The sequence below is a fragment of the Acetobacter fabarum genome (assembly GCF_040702925.2).
Classification (GTDB): Bacteria; Pseudomonadota; Alphaproteobacteria; order Acetobacterales; family Acetobacteraceae; genus Acetobacter; species Acetobacter fabarum_B.
This window is the reverse complement of the sequence record NZ_JBFCXX020000008.1, coordinates 66,055-81,377: the sequence shown is the minus strand read 5'-3', so window position 1 is coordinate 81,377 and position 15,323 is coordinate 66,055. Positions and strand designations below refer to the sequence as shown.

Genomic DNA, 15,323 nt, shown 5'->3' with positions numbered 1-15,323 from the left:
GAGCCTCCCACCGTACATGGCGGCAGGGGGCACGGTTATCGCACTTTCAGGCCGGGCGGCTGGCCTGCTGGATGGGGGCGGGGGAAGACCCCTCCTCATCCACCTCATACTGGGGAATGGCGTAGTTGTTCCGGGCCCGTGGCACAAACTCACCATCACGCAGGGCCATCTCAATATCTTCCAGCGTGGCCCCACTGGTTTCGGGCACGCAGAAATAGACAAAAACAACCGACGCCAGATTAACCCCGGCATAAATCCACATTGTTCCGCCAAGGGAAACCAGCTGAACCAGAGAGAGCGCTGTTGCCGTTACCAGCAGATCGGCCCCCCACAGCACGGCGGCATGCAGGCTGGTGGCAACCGCACGCATGGGCAGGGGGAACAGTTCCGCCCCAAGCAGCCAACCCACGACCTGAATACCACCAGAATTGAACACCATGAACAGCAGCAGGAATACAACGATCATCCAGCTCCCGACACTGCCCTTATCGGGGTGCAGGGCAAACATGACGCCAAGCCCGATCAGGCTGAGCACGGACCCCGGCCCCATGACCAGCACCAGACGGCGGCGACCAATACGGTCCACGAACAGGCAGCCCAGCAGGGTCATGACCAGATAGACCATGGCAACGCCAAGGCTGGTCAGCAGAGCGGATGAACTGTTGAACCCGGCATCCGAAAGGAAGGTCGGGGTATAGTAGATCATCATCTCCAGACCACCGGCCTGCGTAAAGAACGCAATGCCCAGTGCCGCCACCAGTGCTGGACGCACCCAGGGGAGGCGCAGACCTTTCCAGCCCCGTTCATCCTCATCCATGCCCAGCACGTTCTTGCGGATTTCGCTGATCTCACGCTGGATGACCTTGCGCGATGTGCGCACGCGCCCAAGCTGCTTGACGGCAGAAACCATGCCCTCGTTTTCGGCCACCCAGCGGGGGCTTTTGGGCAGGAAGAACATGCTCACGAACACCACGGCCGCGGGAATGGCGGCAATGGCGATCATCGGCCGCCAGCCCCATGCATCCCGCATGGTAAAGCCCACAAGATTGGCCATGAAAATGCCAATACCAATGGCCACGTTGAATAACGTCACCAGGTTACCGCGCCTGGCCGCGGGGGCAAGTTCCGAAATATAGGTCGGCACCACCTGCGTGGACCCGCCTACCGCAAAGCCAAGGAACACGCGGTCGATCACCAGCATGGTCACGCTTGAAGCATAAGCGCAGGCAATAGCCCCCAGCACGAACACCGCTGTAACCAGCATGACCGAAATCCGGCGACCGTACCGCTCGGAAAACCAGGAAACCCCAACAGCCCCAATAACCGCCCCGACCAGAATGGCCGAGGTGACCATTTCCTCCTGCACGGAGGTTAAATGGAAGTCCTTGGCAATAAGGAGGAGTGCGCCGGAAATAATTCCCGTATCGTATCCGTAAAGACCACCGCATATGGCAGACACAAATGCCGCTATCCACAAGACGTAATGAGCGCGCGGGGATATTTCGAGATTTTTTACCGCATCAAGCGTTTTATTTCTTTCTGTCTGCATGAGACAATCATGACATACTCGAAAAAACTTGCATATCTTACTAATTTCTATTTATCGTGGTATGTGGGATGGTGCATGCCATTCACCAGACACATGGCAAAAGCCGCGTTTTACGGCCCTCCTGCCCCTTTTCCTTTTATGCATTTCCCGTGTCTGTCCCCTGCATTGGGTCACATATTGGTGTAAATGCTTGACACAGGCACACCTCTGGCTATCTGCTTGCACATAACCAAGGGGGGTTCCGGGCCAAGGAACTGAGAGGCCACTTTTTGCACTGCGTCCATCGCAGGGCACCGTGGCGACCCTGCCGCCAGCAACATAAGGTTCTGGCGGGGAACCTGATCCGGCTCATACCGGCGGAGGGACTGGTGCCTGTTAAGGAACAAACGCCCCGCCAGTCTGCGCGTGGCGTTGCCAGCAGTGGTCGCACTCCTTATCGTACGGGCCTGTCCTCCTCGCGCCTGAGGAGACTTTGAAGCATGTCTGCCACCACCACACAGCCCACACAGGGCGGCAACCCCAAACCGGCCAACACGGCTGCCCCAGCCCCCGGGCAGGTCACCACTGGCCCCATCCGCGGGTCGCGCAAGGTGTATTCCAGCCCCGATGGGCACCCCGAAATCCGCGTGCCGTTCCGTGAGATCGCACTCGACCCGGCAGCCAACGAGCCGCCCCTGCGGGTGTACGATACGTCCGGCCCTTACACGGACCACACCGCCAGAATTGATGTGCGCACGGGCCTGCCCAAACTGCGCAGCGCATGGCTTGCCAAACGCAGCCTGACCGCCACAACCCCGCGCAGCATCCGCCCGGAAGACAACGGCGGGGCCGAGGGCAGCTATCTGGTCCAGCCCTGCCCGGCCCCGCACACGGTGCTCAAGGGTGCAGAGGGCAAACCCGTTACCCAGTATGAATTCGCCAAAGCCGGGATCATTACCGAGGAAATGATCTATGTGGCGCACCGCGAAAATCTGGGCCGCCAGAAGGCGCTGGACGATGCCGCAGCACAGCTCGGGGACGGCAACTCCTTTAACGCCGCCCTGCCCGAGTTTGTGACCCCTGACTTCGTGCGGGAAGAAATTGCACGCGGGCGCGCCATTATTCCGGCCAACATCAACCACCCCGAGCTTGAGCCGGTCGTGATCGGGCGCAATTTTCTGGTCAAGGTCAACGCCAATATCGGCAATTCGGCCATTACCTCCTCCGCCGCGGATGAAGTGGAAAAACTGGTCTGGTCCATCCGCTGGGGTGCCGATACGGTCATGGACCTGTCCACGGGCCGCAACATCCACAACATCCGCGACTGGATCCTGCGTAACGCCCCCACCCCCATTGGCACGGTGCCGCTGTATCAGGCGCTGGAAAAAGTGGGCGGAGATGTAAGCCAACTGAACTGGGAGGTCTTCCGCGATACGCTGATCGAGCAGGCCGAACAGGGCGTGGACTACTTTACCATTCATGCCGGTGTGCGCCTGCAACACGTGCCGCTGACCGCCAACCGCGTCACGGGCATTGTCTCGCGCGGGGGGTCCATCATGGCGAGCTGGTGCCTGAACGGCCACCGCGAAAGCTTTCTGTACGAACATTTTGAAGACATCTGCGACATCATGCGTGCGTATGACGTGTCCTTCTCCCTCGGTGATGGCCTGCGCCCGGGCAGCATTGCGGATGCCAACGACGCCGCACAGTTTGCCGAGCTGGAAACACTGGGCGAGCTGACCAAGATGGCATGGGCCAAAGGCTGTCAGGTCATGATCGAAGGGCCGGGCCATGTGCCCATGCACAAGATCAAGGAGAACATGGACAAGCAACTGCGCGAATGTGACGAAGCCCCGTTCTACACGCTTGGTCCGTTAACAACCGACATTGCCCCCGGCTACGACCACATTACCTCGGCTATCGGGGCGGCCATGATCGGCTGGTTCGGCACATCCATGCTCTGCTACGTTACCCCCAAGGAGCATCTGGGCCTGCCCGACCGGAACGATGTCAAAACCGGGGTGATCACCTACCGCATTGCCGCCCATGCGGCCGATCTGGCCAAGGGGCACCCGGGGGCCAAGCTGCGTGATGACGCCCTGAGCCGCGCACGCTTTTCCTTCCGCTGGGAGGACCAGTTCAACCTCTCGCTCGACCCCGATACGGCCTGCGCGTACCATGACGAAACCATGCCGCGTGATGCACACAAGACGGCGCATTTCTGCTCCATGTGTGGTCCCAAGTTCTGCTCCATGCGCATCAGCCAGGACCTGAAGGAAGATGCCGCGCGCCTTGCGGGCATTGAACAGAAGAATAAGGAATTCCGGCAGGCAGGCGGCAAGGTGTATGTTGCCGCCGAATAAGGTATGCCGGCGTATAACTGCCTGAATATTTATAAATATGGAGAATGGGTTTGCCTGTTCTCCATATTTTTTGACACATTCCGTTAAAAATAATGCCGCAGAAACACTTTTGGCACGCCTTCTGAATTCAGGCACGAGAACACGATAACCGCCACCCAGACCAGGCAGGCGGAAAAACAAAACACCTTGCACCACAAGGAAACTTTTTCGTCCCGTCCCTTCATGATCGGCCAGTACAGGGCCTTGTGACCGTACCATTCCAGCAGCCCCGACAAAACCAGCGCCAGCAGCTTGGGCGTGATATAGGCACGTGCGCCAATATGCACTGGATCGTAAAAAAACAGGGCGAAGCCAGTGATCATGGCTATGGCATAGCTAATATGCAACGGACGCAGCATAAAACGTGAAAGCCTGACCAGCGCATCCCTGTCCATCTGCTGGACAACAGCGAGCGCGAACAGCAGCTCCATCCCGAAAAACCCGCCCATGCTCAGAATATGCAGCATTCTGACCAGATAATGCACCGGCTGGAACCAGAAATGGAACGTCCGGCTATCAAGCACCATAAGCAGGTCGGTTGGCAGACGCATAAAAGCCAGAGGATGGTTTGACATGAGCTTACAATTCACCGATCGCTATAAACATTGACTTTAATAATGATTCTCACTAACCCAAACAGTCAAGACATGCGGAGAATCAGAAAATGAAACGGCTTTTTGCGGCCTTCCCCCTTTTAACCGGGATGTATCTTTTTCCTCCCTTACAGGCTCAGGCGCAAACCGTTTTTCATCTTACACTTAAAGATCACCATTTTGAACCTGAGCATCTGAGCGTGCCTGCTGGTGAACGGTTTATCATTGAACTGGAAAATCAGGACAGCACGACAGACGAGCTTGAGAGCTATGACATGAAATTTGAAAAAATTATTGTCCCCGGATCGAAAATTCGCGTGCACGCAGGCCCACTACACCCCGGACATTATACTTTTTTTGATGACTATCACCCCGATCAGGCCAAGGGAACAGTCACCGCAGAAGCAAAGCCGTAAACCATGCTTGGCAGTCTGATCATTGTTTTTCGTGAAGTTATAGAAGCCGGGCTGGTTGTTGGCATTGTTCTTGCGGCAACACGGGGTATTGCCGGACGTGGCTGGTGGGTGGCTGGTGGTGTGGCCGCAGGTGTGGCGGGTGCTGCCATTGCGGCGGCCTTTGCCGGTGCGCTCTCCACAGCATTTTCAGGCAATGGACAGGACATTTTTTCCGCCGCCATTCTGTGTCTGGCCGTGCTCATGCTCTCCTGGCACGTCATCTGGATGGCCCGGCACGGGCGCGAACTCGCCCAGCAAATGCAGCAGATGGGTGCTGCCGTCTCTTCGGGCAGCCGCTCCCTTGGAGCCATGGCAACTGTGGTGGCCGTAGCCGTGCTGCGCGAGGGGATGGAAGTCGTGCTGTTCCTGTATGGTATTGCCGTATCCACCCATGTTGGCGCGTTTTCCCTGCTCAGCGGTGGTCTGCTGGGTGTTCTGGGGGGGGCCGCCCTATCTTATGCCCTGTATCGCGGGCTGATCATTATTCCCTTGCGGCATCTTTTTGCCGTTACCAATATTCTGGTCTCCCTTCTGGCGGCTGGCATGGCCTCTCAGGCCGCGGCCCTGCTCGCATCGGATGACCTGATTCCGGCACTGGGTTACGACATCTGGGATACATCCTGGCTGTTGTCCGATGGCAGCCTTGCCGGCCGCACGGCCAAAGCCCTTGCCGGTTACACCGACAGGCCAACAGGGGTCCAGATTCTGGTCTGGGGCCTGACCCTTGTATGCCTGCTGGCGACAGAACGCTTTGTGCGCACCCGCCCACACCCCTCCCCCTCACCATAAAATCCCACTTCCTCAACCCTGTGCCTGAGGCACCTCTGATCATAGAGACCTGAAATGAAGCGTTGCATCACAGTCTTTTCCGTTCTGACCGCCCTTTCCGCCGTCCATGCCGCTCCGGCCATGGCACGTGAATACCCCATTGGTGGCCCCGTGCAGGCCCACGATATGGAAATTGCCGCAAACTACCTGATCGGGGTGGAAATGGCCCCCATGCCCAAGGACATGGCCATGGGCCCGGACACCATCCATCTGGAAACCGATGTCCATGCAACTGCCGATAATCCCTGGGGTTTTCCCGATGGTGCATGGATCCCCTACATCGGCGTGGATTACACCCTGACCAAAAAGGGCTCCAACTGGAAAAATGAAGGTATTCTGCACGCCATGACTGCAAAAGATGGTGCGCACTACGCCAACAATGTCAAAATGGATGGCCCGGGCACCTATACGGTTATGTTCCGCTACAGCTCGCCCGAAACCAACGGCTTCCTGCATCACACCGACAAGGAAACCGGCACGCCGGGTTTTTGGGCGCCGTTTACCGAAAGCTTTACGTTTAACTACCCCCAGAAATAATTTTTTCTGATTTTTTGTGAAAAGGGCATGGATTATATCAAATCCCTGCCCTTTTTTTATATTTCGCGGTTGTCATTAAAACATATTTGACTTATGCCCCATTCCCATATTAATGAATTTGAGAATTATTCGCATATAGGATGCAACCCGATGTCAATCTCCTGTCTGGCGCCACACCTTACACCACCTGGTAACAGGCATAAAAACAGGGCGTTTTCAAAAACTGTTTTTGTATCTCTCACCTTATCCCTACTCTCCAGCACAGCGGCATTTGCGCAGAATGCGGAGACGCAGCTGGAGCAGGACCGCAGGCGCCTGGGCAATTCCGGCCCTCTGGTTTCCGAGGTGGACCCGGCTACGGTGCGTGACAGCATGCGCGCGGCAGAAGCCGCCGCCACCGCAAAAAATGACGAGGACCATCCCGACCTGAGCGACCACCTGCTGGGCAATATGTGGGGCGCGCGCGACTGGATGGGCCGCCATGGCGTAACCTTCGACCTTCAGGAAGTGGACGAACTGTGGGGCAATACCTCAGGCGGCACCGCATCCTCGGCCGACGGGCCGGATGGCTCGGGCACCGGACCCTCCTATAACGGTATGACCATGCCAACCCTGACCGTGGACATGGAAAAGTTCATCGGCCTCAAGGGCGGGATTTTCAACATCAGCGCGCTCCAGCTGCGGGGGCGCTCGATCTCGCAGGATCATCTGGCCGTGTTCAACCCCGCATCCGGGTTTGAGGCAGACCGCTCCACCCGCCTGTTCGAACTGTGGTACCAGCAGTCCTTTCTGGGCGGCAAGCTCGACGTCAAGATCGGGCAGCAGGATATGGATACCGAATTCCTGATCAGTAATTACGGCAGCCTGTATCTCAACGCCAACTTCGGCTGGCCCATGGCGCCATCGGTCAACCTGTATGGGGGAGGGCCGTCCTGGCCGCTGGCGTCGCCCGCCATCCGTATCCGCTACCGGCCCACGGACCAGTTTACCGTCATGTTCGCCGCAGCGGATGATAACCCGCCGGGCAACCGCTACAACTCCACCGCCATCCAGCAGGCCACGGGCTCGAACGCAGGGCAGACCAACGACCCGACCAGCCAGAACGCCAACAACAACGCCTCGGGCACCCAGTTCAACATGGGCACGGGGGCCCTGCTCATAACCGAGCTGCAATACGCCCTCAATCCCCAGCCCGATGACATGTCCAAGGTCACCAAAAACCCCGGCCTGCCCGGTATTTACAAGCTGGGTGGTTTTTACGACACCGCCAAGTTCGCCGATTACCGCTATAACAGGAACGGAGGCTCGCTGGGGGTTGCCGCGGCCAATGCGGCCAATGGGGGCGATGTGTCCCAGAGTGATCTGACCCCGCGCTGGGACCGTGGCAACTGGATGGTTTACGGCATTGTGGACCAGATGCTCTGGCGGCCCTCGCTCCAGTCTCCCCAGTCAGTGGGTGTGTTCGTCCGCGCCACGGGCAATGGTGGGGACCGCAACCTGATCAGCTTTGCAATGGATGCGGGGATCAACCTCAAGGCCCCCTTCAAGGGGCGTGACAATGACACGCTCGGCGTGGGCTGGGGTATTGGCCGCACGTCCTACGGGCAGCGCCAGTTTGACCGGGATTATGGCAAGCACCCGCAGGCGAATGAAAACCATCTGGAAGTCACCTATCAGGCGCAGGTCATGCCCTGGTGGGTCATGCAGCCGGACTTCCAGTATGTCTGGAACCCTTCGGGCGGGGTCCCCCTCTCATGGGGGGATTCACCCAAACGCGTCGGAAACGAAGCCATCTTCGGACTCCACTCCAGTATCACTTTCTGATCTGCCGGACATATGGCCTGTTCAGGCAAAGCCGTACGATCCAATAAAAAAGGGCCATGCAAATGCGTGGCCCTTTTTTTATACCTGTATGAAGACTGTATTTTGCGTTAGCGCGCCTGCGCACGCGGGGACTGCAACAGTTTTTCGGCCAGTGCGCCAAAAACCAGCCCCAGAGTGGACCACATGACAAGCTGCATGCCAATGGCCGCCTCGCGGAAGCGCCAGAGCACAATGGCGGGAAAATTACCCGGTACTTCGTTAATGTCTGGCAGGCCGAACTGCGCAACCACCACAAGCGCCAGACCAAGAGCGATACCGCACAATACCGCGTTCCAGCACCCCAGAGATGCAACCAGAGCCCGACCAACCAGCAGCGAAATCATGGAAATGGCAATGGCAAGCCCCACCATGGCAAAATACATGCCCGTGCGCAGACCAATGGTTTCCTCCAGCCCTACAGCGGGGGGGGTTGGCGGATATTTAAGGTCGGGGATAAAGACAAAGGTTAAAAAACCAACCCCGGCAAGCAGCAGGGCCAACACACGGGGGCTGGACAGGTTCAGGCGTTTGTAAGCCAGAGCAAACACAATGGCGAACGCACCACCATATGCCGCGCCATACATGAGCACTGCGGTCAGCAGGCCATAGGATGCCTGCACCGAACGGCTGACCAGTTCGGGTTCGGGCGCGTTACCTGCTGCGGCGTCCTGTGCAGCTTCAAAGGCAATGGCCAGAGCCACCTGTGGCTCGCCAAACAGTTTGGCGAACACAAAGGTCAACAACGCAGCCACAATACCCGCGACCATGCCGCGGGCTAGAAGACGACCAACCATGAGATGAGTTCTTTCCTGACAGTTCGTTATTTAATGGCAGGGAAAGCCAAGAAGGTGGCGGCCGTCATGCACGAATTCATGCACGGAATGACCAGAAATAAGGGAGGTGGCACCCTGTTCCGCACCCACAAAATAAATCAGCAGTGCTGCCATGATCAGGCCGAACACGGCCCAGGGCAGAATCTCACGCAGGGGGATCCCGGCATCAGCCACCAGTACGGGGGCATTTGTATGAACGGATGTGTTCATGATGTTATCCTTTTCTATCTTGGCAAGGTGACACAACGCAAAACATGTGCGGGTCAGTCAGAAAAACTGCGTACTCTCATGGTTGTCGTGGGTGCATCATAGAATTATGGCATCACACGGCAAGAGTTTTAACCGACGGGCCGCCATCCTCCTGCATCATTCCCCCTGCCTGCTGGGTCATCAGAAAGTGATACTGGAGTGGAGTCCGAAGATGGCTTCGTTTCCGACGCGTTTGGGTGAGTCCCCCCATGAGAGAGGAACCCCGCCCGAAGGGTTCCAGACATACTGGAAGTCCGGCTGCATGACCCACCAGGGCATGACCTGCGCCTGATAGGTGACTTCCAGATGGTTTTCATTCGCCTGCGGGTGCTTGCCATAATCCCGGTCAAACTGGCGCTGCCCGTAGGACGTGCGGCCAATACCCCAGCCCACGCCGAGCGTGTCATTGTCACGCCCCTTGAAGGGGGCCTTGAGGTTGATCCCCGCATCCATTGCAAAGCTGATCAGGTTGCGGTCCCCACCATTGCCCGTGGCGCGGACGAACACACCCACTGACTGGGGAGACTGGAGCGAGGGCCGCCAGAGCATCTGGTCCACAATGCCGTAAACCATCCAGTTGCCACGGTCCCAGCGTGGGGTCAGATCACTCTGGGACACATCGCCCCCATTGGCCGCATTGGCCGCGGCAACCCCCAGCGAGCCTCCGTTCCTGTTATAGCGGTAATCGGCGAACTTGGCGGTGTCGTAAAAACCACCCAGCTTGTAAATACCGGGCAGGCCGGGGTTTTTGGTGACCTTGGACATGTCATCGGGCTGGGGATTGAGGGCGTATTGCAGCTCGGTTATGAGCAGGGCCCCCGTGCCCATGTTGAACTGGGTGCCCGAGGCGTTGTTGTTGGCGTTCTGGCTGGTCGGGTCGTTGGTCTGCCCTGCGTTCGAGCCCGTGGCCTGCTGGATGGCGGTGGAGTTGTAGCGGTTGCCCGGCGGGTTATCATCCGCTGCGGCGAACATGACGGTAAACTGGTCCGTGGGCCGGTAGCGGATACGGATGGCGGGCGACGCCAGCGGCCAGGACGGCCCTCCCCCATACAGGTTGACCGATGGCGCCATGGGCCAGCCGAAGTTGGCGTTGAGATACAGGCTGCCGTAATTACTGATCAGGAATTCGGTATCCATATCCTGCTGCCCGATCTTGACGTCGAGCTTGCCGCCCAGAAAGGACTGCTGGTACCACAGTTCGAACAGGCGGGTGGAGCGGTCTGCCTCAAACCCGGATGCGGGGTTGAACACGGCCAGATGATCCTGCGAGATCGAGCGCCCCCGCAGCTGGAGCGCGCTGATGTTGAAAATCCCGCCCTTGAGGCCGATGAACTTTTCCATGTCCACGGTCAGGGTTGGCATGGTCATACCATTATAGGAGGGTCCGGTGCCCGAGCCATCCGGCCCGTCGGCCGAGGATGCGGTGCCGCCTGAGGTATTGCCCCACAGTTCGTCCACTTCCTGAAGGTCGAAGGTTACGCCATGGCGGCCCATCCAGTCGCGCGCGCCCCACATATTGCCCAGCAGGTGGTCGCTCAGGTCGGGATGGTCCTCGTCATTTTTTGCGGTGGCGGCGGCTTCTGCCGCGCGCATGCTGTCACGCACCGTAGCCGGGTCCACCTCGGAAACCAGAGGGCCGGAATTGCCCAGGCGCCTGCGGTCCTGCTCCAGCTGCGTCTCCGCATTCTGCGCAAATGCCGCAGCGGGCAGCAGAACGCCCGCAATGCTTACGGACTGGCACAAAAGCGCCAGACTCCACCGCCTGCGGGCTGTTTTTTGTAAGAAAATCATGAAATCAAGCCTGTTTTCCCCACCCCAAAGTGAGGCGTGCTGTTGAATGGAATGTGCCTGTGGGAAAAAAGACGGTCAGGAATAAAGTCGCATGGTCAAGCATCCACCTCCGGCACCCCCGTCCGGCGATCAGGGCATGAGCGGCAACGGCAGGTCTCCTGACTTGCGGATCAACGCATCAGGCCCAACCTTCCCGGTTGCGAGGCAACCAGTGGCAGCGATGCAGAACACCGCTCGGGCCAGATACTCTCCGCCTACAGTTGCGGGGGCAGTCGCCGACTGATCTCCCGCAGAGGGAGAATACGGCATTCCCTTTTATTCCGCTTGCGCGGGACCGTTGGCTATAATGGATTGCGCAATAACCCATCTCTTACCCGATTTGCAATGCAAAAACCCTACCCACGCGCCATACCGCCCCAACACAGGCAGAGGCAAACATGGGACAGGTGCTTGCTTTTTGGGCCATTTACCCTCCAATGGCGGACCAGCCCCGCCGGACATGACCCAGCACACCAGACCCATGGACCCACGCTCCCGCATTCCCCCCCTGTCCGCCCTGAACGCCTTTGTCACCTTTGCCCGCACGGGTGGCATCCGGCGGGCAGCCACGGAACTGCGCGTGGACCACGCCGCCATCAGCCGCCATATCCGCGATCTTGAAGTCTCGCTCGGGATCACCCTGCGGGACAGGACGACCGGCGGACTAACCCAGGCAGGCCAGACCTATTACGACCGCATAGCCCCCCTGCTGGACGGTTTGGCCACGGCTACGGCAGATATGCGCAACCGCGTAGCCCCCCTGACCGTGACCTGCGTACACGGGTTCGCCTACCACTGGCTGCTGCCCCGGCTTTACGCCTTTCGCAAACTGCACCCCCATATGGAGGTGCAGCTCCGCTCGGTGGACGCCAGTGCGGCCTTCCACATCAGCGGTGTGGAATCCACCAACCATGCCCAGATCGGCTATGTGCGCGATGGCAGCACAACGCCAGAACCACGCACCATCCGGCACATGGTCATTGCGCGGCCCCCGGTTTTTCCCGTGGCATCGCCCCAGTGCCTTCAGGCCCTTGGCGGCCAGCCCCACACAGCCGAAGACCTGCTGGACGCCCCCCTGCTGCATGAGGAGGACGATACGGAATGGCGGCGCTGGTTTGCAGCGCAGGGGGTCCATGCCGCCATTATTCCCACCGCAGGCAGGCTATGGCAGGCCCATATTACGCTGGCCGCCGCCCGCGCGGGGGAGGGCATAGCCCTTGGCAACCCGTTCCTGCTGGGTGATGACCTGCTGAGCGGGCGGCTGGTGCGCGTACAACCCACACAGACCCCGCTCAAGGCCACGCCGCTGGGGGCCTACGTGCTGCGCGCCTCCGAACAGATGTGGGAAAAACCCTCCCTGCGCACCTTCCGCATCTGGCTGATGGAACAGGTCGCGCAGGAGGCCGACACCATCCCGCCCCCTCCGGCGTAAACTGCCAGCAGGTTGCGGTCTGGCGCCGGTTGATCGGGTGTTGATTTTTCATCACCACCCAGGCACCAAAAAAGCGCCTCCCCGCGTGCAATAAAACCACTTACGGAACAAACATGTCTGCCCCGCCTCAGGCATGGGCCGGACCATAGACCGTCAACCGGAGCCAAACCTGACATGAGCACCACCAACAAAGACCTGCTGGCCCGCCGTAACAACGCCGTGCCGCGCGGGGTTTCCACCTCCACCCCCGTTTTTACCGACCGGGCCGAAAACGCGGAGCTGTGGGATGTGGAAGGCCGCCGCTACGTTGATTTTGCTGGCGGTATTGCCGTGCTGAACGTGGGCCACCGCCACCCCAGGGTGATGGCTGCGGTGGCAAAGCAGCTCGAACGCTTTACGCACACGGCGTTTCAGGTTTCGGCTTACGAATCCTACATTGAACTGGCCGAAAAGCTGAACGCGCGCGCGCCCTTTTCCGGCCCGGCCAAGACCATTTTCTTCACCACCGGTGGGGAAGCAACCGAAAACGCGGTCAAGATCGCCCGTGCCGCTACCGGCCGTAATGGCGTGATCGCCTTTTGTGGCGGGTTCCATGGCCGCACGCTGCTGGCTTCGGCCATGACCGGCAAGGTACTGCCCTACAAGGCGCCTTTTGGTACGCTGCCGGGCGAAGTGTACCATGTCCCCTTCCCCGACCATGACATTACGGTGGAAGACAGCCTGAAAATGCTGCACTTCCTGTTTGCCGCCGATATTGCCCCCAGCAATGTCGCCGCCATTATCATTGAATCCGTACAGGGCGAAGGCGGGTTCCGCGTAGCCCCTCCGGCCCTGCTCAGGCACCTGCGCACCCTGTGCGACCAGCACGGCATTAAACTGATTGCCGATGAAGTGCAGAGCGGTTTTGGCCGGACCGGCAAGCTGTTTGGCATTGAACACTCCGGCGTGGAACCGGACCTGATCTCCGTTGCCAAATCCCTTGCCGGTGGCCTGCCGCTTTCTGGCGTGATTGGCCATGCGGACCTGATGGACAGCGTCCCCCCCGGCGGGCTGGGCGGCACCTATGCAGGCGCGCCACTGGCCTGTGCCGCAGCCCTTGCCGTGCTGGACGTGATTGACGAGGAAAAACTGCTCGACCGCGCCAACGCCATGGGCGAACGCCTGAAGGCACGCATAACCGCATGGCACAGGCGCACGGACATGCTGCCCATCAGCATGCCGCGCGGTCTGGGCGCCATGATCGCCTTTGACATTCTTGAACGCCACGCAGGCGTGGAACAGCGGGCAGGCTTTGCCTCCAAGCTCTGCGCCAGAGCATGCGAAAAAGGGCTGATCCTGCTGGCCTGCGGTGTGCAGGGTGCGACCATCCGCATTCTGACCCCCCTGACCGCATCTGACGCGCTGCTTGATGAAGGGCTGGACATTATTGAACAGATCCTGATCGAAGAAGCCAAAGCCTGATCAGCTCCCCCTTACGGGACTAAACCTGCTGCAAAAGGCGGCTCTCCTTCCCCCACGGGGGCGGGGGAGTCGCCTTTTGTGTATGTGCCGGTCACGGGCTGTTGCCTGCGCGGGTCAGGCCGGGGTCATAGTCAGGCCATGATTCCCCATTAGGATAAAAAAGAATTTAAACTGATGGAGGTCACGCGCATGACTGCCTTCGCAGCTTACTGGCTGGCCCTGAAAACCGGGCTGGCCACGCTCCGCTCCGCGCACCGCACCTACTGGCAGGTCCATAACGCGGACCATTAACGCACAGCCCGTCCTCCGCCTCTAAAGTCTCCGCAGGGCGGACCTGATGGATAAAGATTGACATCCCTTTCGCCCCGGTTCGACAATACCGCGAGTTTTTTTAAACCATCAGAGAGACGGGGTGTCCCTATGTCTTCTTCCATTTCGAATCTGAGCGGCAGCAGCGCTGTCAACAGCCTGTTCGGCACGTCCTCTTCCAACGGCACGGCTTCGGGCTCTTCTGCTTCGGGGAGCGACAGTTCCTCTTCTTCCACCACCACGACCAGCCAGACATTTAATGCCGACGGCTCCATTACAACCATCGTCAAGGATGCCAGCGGGGATATCCTTTCCACAACCACAACGGGTGGTTCCTCGGGTTCGGCCTCCAACTCCGCACAGAACGACACCAGCGGACTGGACACCTTCGCCTGATCCGGAGCGGACACATCCGGCCAGCCGTGCGAAGCCCATAAAAAACCCCGCCCTTTCCAGACCGGAGGGCGGGGTTTTTTATGGGCCAGACCGATCCGGACCTATTTCTTGTTATCATCCGTAAAGCCGTTACGGATATCGTGCCCGACGGCAGTGCTGGTGTTACCAATTTTCTGGCCCGTGCGTTCGCCCCACTTGCCTACGTCATGCGCTGCATCCGTGGTGCCGGTTTTGGTCCTGTCCCACGTTTTTTCGGTTCCGGACTTCGTCTTGTCCCAAGCCTTTTCCGTGCCAGATTTGGTTTTATCCCAGGCCTTGTCCGTATCGGTTTTGGTCTTGTCCCAGACCTTGTCGGTGTCAGCTCTGGTTTTGTGCCACGTCTTGGATGTGCCCTCTTTCGTCTTGTCCCATGCCTCGGACGTACCGGTTTTGGTTTTGTCCCACGCCTTTTCCGTCCCCTGACGGGTGGAATTCCATGCTTTTGTCAGAGCGCCATCTTCCGCATGCACAGGGGCTGCGGGCAGGCTGACAGCAAATACGGCAGCACCCACCATGGTCACTAACGCGGTAGCACATGACTGCTTGGTCATTGGGCCGTTCCTTTCTG

At 59.1% G+C, this 15,323-nt stretch carries 14 protein-coding genes and 1 riboswitch; of the genes, 8 read left to right on the top strand and 6 right to left on the bottom strand.

Annotation, left to right across the window (positions count from 1 at the left end; translation table 11 throughout):
- Positions 1-46: 46 nt before the first annotated feature.
- On the bottom strand, positions 47-1,549 hold the full coding sequence (locus tag AB2L51_RS08070; protein ID WP_395581976.1) for a sugar porter family MFS transporter: 1,503 nt from the start codon (positions 1,547-1,549) through the stop codon (positions 47-49).
- A 479-nt stretch (positions 1,550-2,028) separates the two neighbouring features.
- Here AB2L51_RS08070 and thiC point away from each other — a divergent pair, with 479 nt between their 5' ends.
- Positions 2,029-3,891, top strand: coding sequence for a phosphomethylpyrimidine synthase ThiC (thiC, locus tag AB2L51_RS08065; RefSeq protein ID WP_395581977.1), 1,863 nt, complete (start codon positions 2,029-2,031; stop codon positions 3,889-3,891).
- An 83-nt stretch (positions 3,892-3,974) separates the two neighbouring features.
- On the opposite strand, the gene AB2L51_RS08060 is transcribed toward thiC, so the two are convergent.
- Entirely contained in the window at positions 3,975-4,505 is a 531-nt protein-coding gene (locus AB2L51_RS08060) for a hypothetical protein (protein ID WP_395581978.1), read from the bottom strand.
- 89 nt (positions 4,506-4,594) lie between these two features.
- Between AB2L51_RS08060 and AB2L51_RS08055 the strand changes: the two genes are divergently transcribed.
- The 4 genes from AB2L51_RS08055 (at position 4,595) to AB2L51_RS08040 (ending at position 8,167) form a co-directional block, all read left to right on the top strand.
- Positions 4,595-4,939, top strand: coding sequence for a cupredoxin domain-containing protein (locus AB2L51_RS08055; RefSeq protein WP_395581979.1), 345 nt, complete (start codon positions 4,595-4,597; stop codon positions 4,937-4,939).
- Between the two features lie 3 nt (positions 4,940-4,942).
- Positions 4,943-5,767 carry an FTR1 family iron permease gene (locus AB2L51_RS08050; protein WP_166113788.1) on the top strand — a complete coding sequence of 275 codons (825 nt, stop codon included), beginning with the start codon at positions 4,943-4,945 and terminating at the stop codon, positions 5,765-5,767.
- Positions 5,768-5,821: 54 nt separating this feature from the next.
- Positions 5,822-6,343, top strand: a complete 522-nt coding sequence (locus AB2L51_RS08045) for an iron transporter (protein WP_395581980.1) — start codon at positions 5,822-5,824, stop codon at positions 6,341-6,343.
- Positions 6,344-6,493: 150 nt separating this feature from the next.
- On the top strand, positions 6,494-8,167 hold the full coding sequence (locus tag AB2L51_RS08040; RefSeq protein ID WP_400921457.1) for a carbohydrate porin: 1,674 nt from the start codon (positions 6,494-6,496) through the stop codon (positions 8,165-8,167).
- A gap of 107 nt (positions 8,168-8,274) precedes the next feature.
- Here the strand turns inward: AB2L51_RS08040 and AB2L51_RS08035 are convergent, their stop codons facing one another.
- The 3 genes from AB2L51_RS08035 to AB2L51_RS08025 all read right to left on the bottom strand — a co-directional run bounded on the left by AB2L51_RS08035 (position 8,275) and on the right by AB2L51_RS08025 (position 11,079).
- On the bottom strand, positions 8,275-9,000 hold the full coding sequence (locus AB2L51_RS08035; RefSeq protein ID WP_395583033.1) for a CbtA family protein: 726 nt from the start codon (positions 8,998-9,000) through the stop codon (positions 8,275-8,277).
- Between the two features lie 30 nt (positions 9,001-9,030).
- On the bottom strand, positions 9,031-9,249 hold the full coding sequence (locus tag AB2L51_RS08030; protein WP_166117248.1) for a CbtB domain-containing protein: 219 nt from the start codon (positions 9,247-9,249) through the stop codon (positions 9,031-9,033).
- Between the two features lie 180 nt (positions 9,250-9,429).
- The gene (locus AB2L51_RS08025) at positions 9,430-11,079 is read right to left on the bottom strand and encodes a carbohydrate porin (protein ID WP_400921453.1); all 1,650 of its coding nucleotides are present in this window, start codon (positions 11,077-11,079) and stop codon (positions 9,430-9,432) included.
- 131 nt (positions 11,080-11,210) lie between these two features.
- Positions 11,211-11,433: riboswitch (cobalamin riboswitch) on the bottom strand.
- A gap of 166 nt (positions 11,434-11,599) precedes the next feature.
- Here AB2L51_RS08025 and AB2L51_RS08020 point away from each other — a divergent pair.
- From AB2L51_RS08020 to AB2L51_RS08010, 3 genes are all read left to right on the top strand, one after another.
- Positions 11,600-12,550: a LysR substrate-binding domain-containing protein gene (locus AB2L51_RS08020; protein ID WP_395582394.1), complete on the top strand. Its 951-nt coding sequence runs from the start codon at positions 11,600-11,602 to the stop codon at positions 12,548-12,550.
- A gap of 174 nt (positions 12,551-12,724) precedes the next feature.
- Positions 12,725-14,011 carry a 4-aminobutyrate--2-oxoglutarate transaminase gene (gene gabT / locus AB2L51_RS08015; RefSeq protein WP_395582343.1) on the top strand — a complete coding sequence of 429 codons (1,287 nt, stop codon included), beginning with the start codon at positions 12,725-12,727 and terminating at the stop codon, positions 14,009-14,011.
- 420 nt (positions 14,012-14,431) lie between these two features.
- The gene (locus tag AB2L51_RS08010; protein WP_395582344.1) at positions 14,432-14,716 is read left to right on the top strand and encodes a hypothetical protein; all 285 of its coding nucleotides are present in this window, start codon (positions 14,432-14,434) and stop codon (positions 14,714-14,716) included.
- A 101-nt stretch (positions 14,717-14,817) separates the two neighbouring features.
- On the opposite strand, the gene AB2L51_RS08005 is transcribed toward AB2L51_RS08010, so the two are convergent.
- Positions 14,818-15,306, bottom strand: a complete 489-nt coding sequence (locus AB2L51_RS08005) for an endoglucanase (protein ID WP_395582345.1) — start codon at positions 15,304-15,306, stop codon at positions 14,818-14,820.
- Positions 15,307-15,323: the final 17 nt, after the last annotated feature.

Bases quoted from the DNA above. Each gene is read 5' to 3' on its own strand.
- gabT (WP_395582343.1), top strand. From the start codon at position 12,725: ATGAGCACCACCAACAAAGACCTGCTGGCCCGCCGTAACAACGCCGTG.
- AB2L51_RS08035 (WP_395583033.1), bottom strand. From the start codon at position 9,000: ATGGTTGGTCGTCTTCTAGCCCGCGGCATGGTCGCGGGTATTGTGGCT.
- AB2L51_RS08020 (WP_395582394.1), top strand. From the start codon at position 11,600: ATGGACCCACGCTCCCGCATTCCCCCCCTGTCCGCCCTGAACGCCTTT.
- AB2L51_RS08045 (WP_395581980.1), top strand. From the start codon at position 5,822: ATGAAGCGTTGCATCACAGTCTTTTCCGTTCTGACCGCCCTTTCCGCC.
- AB2L51_RS08030 (WP_166117248.1), bottom strand. From the start codon at position 9,249: ATGAACACATCCGTTCATACAAATGCCCCCGTACTGGTGGCTGATGCC.
- AB2L51_RS08010 (WP_395582344.1), top strand. From the start codon at position 14,432: ATGTCTTCTTCCATTTCGAATCTGAGCGGCAGCAGCGCTGTCAACAGC.
- AB2L51_RS08055 (WP_395581979.1), top strand. From the start codon at position 4,595: ATGAAACGGCTTTTTGCGGCCTTCCCCCTTTTAACCGGGATGTATCTT.
- thiC (WP_395581977.1), top strand. From the start codon at position 2,029: ATGTCTGCCACCACCACACAGCCCACACAGGGCGGCAACCCCAAACCG.
- AB2L51_RS08070 (WP_395581976.1), bottom strand. From the start codon at position 1,549: ATGCAGACAGAAAGAAATAAAACGCTTGATGCGGTAAAAAATCTCGAA.
- AB2L51_RS08040 (WP_400921457.1), top strand. From the start codon at position 6,494: ATGTCAATCTCCTGTCTGGCGCCACACCTTACACCACCTGGTAACAGG.
- AB2L51_RS08025 (WP_400921453.1), bottom strand. From the start codon at position 11,079: ATGATTTTCTTACAAAAAACAGCCCGCAGGCGGTGGAGTCTGGCGCTT.
- AB2L51_RS08005 (WP_395582345.1), bottom strand. From the start codon at position 15,306: ATGACCAAGCAGTCATGTGCTACCGCGTTAGTGACCATGGTGGGTGCT.
- AB2L51_RS08050 (WP_166113788.1), top strand. From the start codon at position 4,943: ATGCTTGGCAGTCTGATCATTGTTTTTCGTGAAGTTATAGAAGCCGGG.
- AB2L51_RS08060 (WP_395581978.1), bottom strand. From the start codon at position 4,505: ATGTCAAACCATCCTCTGGCTTTTATGCGTCTGCCAACCGACCTGCTT.